Source organism: Geodermatophilus sp. CPCC 206100 (genome assembly GCF_048569675.1).
Classification (GTDB): Bacteria; Actinomycetota; Actinomycetes; order Mycobacteriales; family Geodermatophilaceae; genus Geodermatophilus.
Genome location: NZ_JAQISV010000078.1, coordinates 1 through 5,071 on the forward strand (window position 1 = coordinate 1; position 5,071 = coordinate 5,071).

General features: G+C 78.2%; 5 protein-coding genes. 2 read left to right on the forward strand and 3 right to left on the reverse strand.

Annotated features, from left to right (window positions below; genetic code table 11):
- Window positions 1–149: 149 nt before the first annotated feature.
- Together PGN05_RS24130 and PGN05_RS24135 are read left to right on the forward strand one after the other, a co-directional pair.
- On the forward strand, window positions 150–1,007 hold the full coding sequence (locus PGN05_RS24130; RefSeq protein ID WP_419755119.1) for a PHP domain-containing protein: 858 nt from the start codon (window positions 150–152) through the stop codon (window positions 1,005–1,007).
- A gap of 38 nt (window positions 1,008–1,045) precedes the next feature.
- Window positions 1,046–1,900, forward strand: coding sequence for a RecB family exonuclease (locus PGN05_RS24135; RefSeq protein WP_419755120.1), 855 nt, complete (start codon window positions 1,046–1,048; stop codon window positions 1,898–1,900).
- A gap of 9 nt (window positions 1,901–1,909) precedes the next feature.
- Here the strand turns inward: PGN05_RS24135 and PGN05_RS24140 are convergent, their stop codons facing one another.
- From PGN05_RS24140 to PGN05_RS24150, 3 genes are read right to left on the reverse strand one after another with little or no spacing between them, the layout of a single operon-like run.
- The gene (locus PGN05_RS24140) at window positions 1,910–2,776 is read right to left on the reverse strand and encodes an oxygenase MpaB family protein (protein WP_419755121.1); all 867 of its coding nucleotides are present in this window, start codon (window positions 2,774–2,776) and stop codon (window positions 1,910–1,912) included.
- Window positions 2,773–3,699 (reverse strand): alpha/beta fold hydrolase, encoded by a 927-nt coding sequence (locus tag PGN05_RS24145; RefSeq protein WP_419755122.1) that lies wholly within the window; start codon window positions 3,697–3,699, stop codon window positions 2,773–2,775. Before PGN05_RS24145 ends, PGN05_RS24140 begins: the two co-directional genes overlap by 4 nt.
- A gap of 59 nt (window positions 3,700–3,758) precedes the next feature.
- Window positions 3,759–4,886: a PQQ-binding-like beta-propeller repeat protein gene (locus tag PGN05_RS24150; RefSeq protein WP_419755123.1), complete on the reverse strand. Its 1,128-nt coding sequence runs from the start codon at window positions 4,884–4,886 to the stop codon at window positions 3,759–3,761.
- Window positions 4,887–5,071: the final 185 nt, after the last annotated feature.

Here is a 5,071-nt window from a genome sequence, read left to right on the forward strand (position 1 = left end):
GAGACCGGCGACCCGGCCGGCGGCCCGGGGACCGGCCCGGCCGGCGCGGACGCCGGACGGCGCGACACCGAGCCCATCCCGCCGCTGCGCGGACCGCGGCCGCCGCGCCGCCGGGTCGCCGGGCGCCGGGTGCGGCAGGCTGACCGGTGATGCGGATCGACCTCCACACCCACTCGTCGGTCTCCGACGGCACCGAGACCCCCACCGAGCTCCTGGCGACCGCGCGCGCCGCCGGGCTCGACGTGCTGGCCCTCACCGACCACGACACGACCGCGGGCTGGGCCGAGGTCGAGCGGGCCCGGCCGGCGGGGTTGACCGTCGTCCCGGGGATGGAGCTGTCCTGCCGGTGGTTCCCCTCCGGTGCCCCGCCGATCAGCGTGCACCTGCTGGCCTACCTGTTCGACCCCGACCACCCGGGCCTGGTCGCCGAGCGCACCCGGCTGCGCACCGAGCGGCTCGCCCGTGGCGAGCGCATCGTGGACGCCCTCGCCGCGGCCGGCTACCCGGTGACCTGGGCGCAGATCGTCGAGCGCTCGCAGGGCGGCGTCGTGGGCCGCCCGCACGTGGCGCGGGCCCTGGTGGACGCCGGCGTCGTGGCGTCGGTCGACCAGGCCTTCGCCACCCTGCTGCACCACCGCAGCCCCTACTACCTGGCCAAGGCCGACACCGACGTCCTCGAGGGCATCGCGCTGGTCCGCGCCGCCGGCGGGGTGCCGGTCTTCGCGCACGGCCTGGCCACCAAGCGCGGCCGGGTGGTCGGCGACGAGGCGATCGCGGCGATGGTGGACGCCGGGCTGATGGGCCTGGAGGTCGACCACCCCGACCACGACGCCGACGAGCGCGCGCACCTGCGCCGGCTGGCCGGCGAGCGGGGCCTGCTGGTCACCGGCTCGAGCGACTACCACGGGACGAACAAGACGACGCCGATCGCCGCCTGCACGACCGCGCCCGACCAGCTGGAGGCGCTGCTCGCCGCCGGCACCGGCGCCACGCCGTTCCGCGACTGACCCCGGGGCCGTCGGACCCCGCGGCTACGGTGGCGGGCATGCGCAACCCGACCGACGGCGCGCAGGCGGTCCTGCCCGGCATGCCGAAGCGGCTGCTGCGCGCCTCGCCCCGGTCGCTGGCCGACTTCTCCGACTGCCCGCGGCGGTACCGGTACGCCAACATCGACCGGCCGACCCCGCCGCGCGGTCCCCGCTTCGCCCACCACACGGTCGGGACGGCGCTGCACCAGGTGCTCGCCTCGTGGTGGGACCTCCCGGTCGAGCGCCGCACCCCGGCCGCCGCCCGGCAGCTGCTGTACGCGGCGTGGTCACCCGCGGGCTTCCGCGACGACGAGCAGTCCGACCGCTGGCGCGCGCGGGCGGCGGGCTGGCTCGGCGACTACGTGTCCGGGCTCGACCCCACCGAGGAGCCCCGGGCGCGGGAGCGCACGGTCAGCACGACCACCGAGCGCATGACGCTGTCGGGCCGGGTCGACCGGATCGACGAACGCGGCGACGAGCTCGTCGTCGTCGACTACAAGACCGGGCGCGTGCCCAGCACCGACGACGACGCCCGCGGGTCGCAGGCACTGGCGCTGTACGTGCTGGCCGTCCGCCGCACGCTGCGCCGGCCGTGCACGCGGGTGGAGCTGCACCACGTGCCCAGCGGCACGGTCGCCGCCTTCGAGCACACCGACCGGTCCCTGGCCAACCACCTCCGCCGCGCCGAGGACGTCGCCGCCGACATCGTCACCGCCAGCGCCGCGCTGGACGAGGGGCAGGACCGGGACGCCGCCTTCCCGGCCGCCCCGGGCCGGCAGTGCGGCTGGTGCGACTTCCGGCCCAGTTGCCCGGCCGGTCAGGCCGCGACCCGGCCGCGGGAGACCTGGAGCTTCCTCGCCGAGGAGGACTGAGGGCCTCCCTCAGGCGCTGGCCGGCTCGGTCGCCGCCACCCGCTCGAAGCCCGCCCACACGATGGGCGAGCGGCGCACCCGCTGCGGCAGCCGGAGCATGCCGAGCCGGAACGCCCGCACCGCGCCGGTCGCGGCCGCGTCGGTCACCTCGAGCCCCGGCAGGGAGTACATCCGCCGCGCCCACCGCGGCAGCGTCGCCACCGCGAGCGAGGCCAGCGTCCCCCACGCCGGTCGCGCCGGCGTCAGGAACCGCACCCAGGCCGGCATCGGCGGCGTCACCACCAGTCGCATGGCCTCGCGGGCCGCCGGCGTCAGGGCGAGCAGGGGCCGGACCCGGTCGAAGTAGCCGGCCAGCTCGGCGGCCGTGCGCGGGACCTCGGACGCGGTGCACCCGACGAGGACGGCCGCGGTCACCTGCTCGGCGACGTAGCGGTCGGCCTCGTCGTCGGTCCGCACGACCCCGGCCCGCCGGGCGACGTCGAGCAGCGAGTCGACCTCGCAGCAGTGCACCCACAGCAGCAGGTCGGGGTCGTCGACGCGGTAGGCGCGACCGCTGCGCGGCTCCACCCCGGCCAGCGGGCGGTGGATGCCGCGGACCCGCCGCACCGCGCGGACCGCGTCGCGCCGGGTGCCGAAGGTCAGCGTGTCCACGTACGCGGCCGTGCGCACCAGGCGCGGCCAGGGATCGGTGCGGAAGCCCTCGGACAGGGTCGCGACGCCGTCCATGGCCACCGGGTGCAGCGCCTGCAGCAGCAGGGCCCGCAGCCCGCCGACGGAGAAGACCGGGTCGGCGTGCACCCGCCACGTCACGCTGTCGGGCCCGAAGAAGCCGAGGAGGTCCTCCTCCGGCGTCCAGTCACGCGCCGAGGGGCTCACGAGCGCGCCGCCGCCGCGGCGGGATCCGAGCTCCAGAAGTCGAGGAGGACCTCGAGCGTCCGCTCCGGGTTCTCGATCGCGGGGGAGTGGATCGACCCCGGCACCACCTCGTGGCGGGCGCCCAGTCGCCGGGCCATGTCCGCCTGGGCCGCCGGCGTCCAGGCGTCGTCGGCGGCGCCGTGGGCCACCAGCACCGGCACGCCCGCCGCCGCGAGCTCGGCCACCCGGTCGGGCTCGGTGGTCATGGCGTCGGCCATCCCGCGCAGGCCCGCCTCGGCGTTGGCGAGGAACCGGCGGGTGAGGAAGTCCCGGGTCGCGGCCGGCACGGCCTGCGCGCGGGGGTCGGTCATGGACAGCTGCTCGAGGGTCTCGTTGACCAGCTCCAGCCCGCCGGCGTCCAGCAGCGGGGCGAGGTGGTCGAGCAGCTGGGCGCGCGGACCGACCAGCCGGGCGGGACCGGAGCCGAGCAGGGTCAGCGAGGTGAACAGGCCCGGGTCGGCGAGGACGGCGGCGCGGCTGACCAGCCCGCCGAAGCTGTGCCCCACCAGGTGCAGGGCCGGGCACCCGGGACGCAGCTCCCGGGCCACGGCGACCAGGTCACAGGCCAGCTCGGCCACGGTGTACCGGGCGGGGTCGTCGGGGCCGGGGGACTCGTACTGGCCCCGCTGGTCGAGCGCGACGACCCGGAAGCCGGCGACGCACAGCGGCCGCAGCAGGGGCGCGAAGTCCTCCTTGCTACCGGTGTAGCCGGGCACGAGGAGCACGGTTCCGCGCTCGCCGTCGCCGCCGGTGTCCAAGGCGGTGAGCGGCCCGGCGCCGCCGGGGAACGTCCGGTGGCGGGCGTCGTGGTCGGCGAGCTGCCGCAGGTCGTCGGGGGCGATCGCGAGGGGAGGGGTGTCTCCGGCACCGGCGGGCACTGCCATGGCCCCAGTGAACCCCGGCCGCGGCGCGGCTGCCGCTCCGGGTCGGCGGATCGGGGCGCTCAGCGCGCGGCGACCACCCGGTCGGGCTCCTGCGCGACCACGACCGGGCCCACGACGGTGACCAGCGCACCGTCCGGCAGGTCGGCGCCGGTCACGCGGCCCTGCTCCTGCCCGGAGTCGACGTCGCGGAGGACGATCGCGCCCGCCTCGGGGACCGGGACGGTCGCGGCGGGGGCCGGGAGCTTCCGGGTCGTCGCGGCCGCCGGCAGGCCGGTGGCCGGCACCTGCCAGCGGACCGCACCGCCGGCCTGGTCGACGGCGGACAGCAGGCCGTCGGCCAGGACGAGCGCGGTGTCGCCGATGGCGGTGACCTGCGCCGTGGCGCCCGGCAGCGGCGACCCGAGGGGGGCGCCGTCGGCCGCGGCGAGCAACTGGACGCCGTCGGTCCCGGCGACGACCACGGTCGGGCCGACGCCGGCCAGCGTCGTCCCCTCGGGGACGTCGCGCGACCACAGCGCACCGCCCTGGAAGCCGTCGAACAGCCGCAGCTGCAGCGCTGCCGAGCCCGCGCACCGCTGCAGGACGACGACCCCGGCCTCCCCGACGTCGGCGCCGACGATCCGGCAGCCCTCGCCGGCCGGCTGGCGCCACCGGGTGTTGTCCCCGACCGGGTCGAGGGTGACCACGCCGGTGGGGGAGGCGGCCAGCACGATCCGGTCGGTGCTGGTCAGCGTCACGTCGGCGCGGAAGTCGACGTTGCGGGTCCACGAGCGGACGCCGGTGTCGGTGGAGAGGGCGACCGCCTCGTCGCAGCGGTCCTCGGTGCCGGAGACGGCGACCACCACGCTGCCCGCCAGCGTCCAGTCGCAGAGCCGGGCGTTGGCGCGGGTGTACTGCCAGGCGGTCTCGCCGGTGGCCACGTCCAGCGCCCGCACGCCGTGGCCGTCGGCGACGACCACCCGCCCGCCGTGGACGGCGGGGCGTGCGGTGCCGCCGGCCGTGGTGGTCGACGCGGACCAGGAGGTGGAGACGGCGCCGGCCGGCGTCCCCGCGGGGACGCCGGCCGGATCTGCCGTGGTGCTGCGGGTGGCGGCCGCGTCCGAGCCCCGCCACAGCAGGGCGGCGACGACGACCAGCGCGAGGGTGGCCGCCGTCCAGATCCACCCCCGCAGCGTCGGTCGCCGCACCGCCGGCCCCGTCCCGGGTCCCACCCCGAGCGTGCGAGGGGTGGGGAGGACGGGGTCCTCCATCAGGCGGCGGGCTCGGCGGAGCCGCGGTTGGCCCCGCCCCGGCGACGCCGGCGTCGGCGCGGCGCGGCCGCGGCGCCCTCGCCGGACGCGTCGGGGGCGGACCCGGCGGCCGGGGCCGGCTC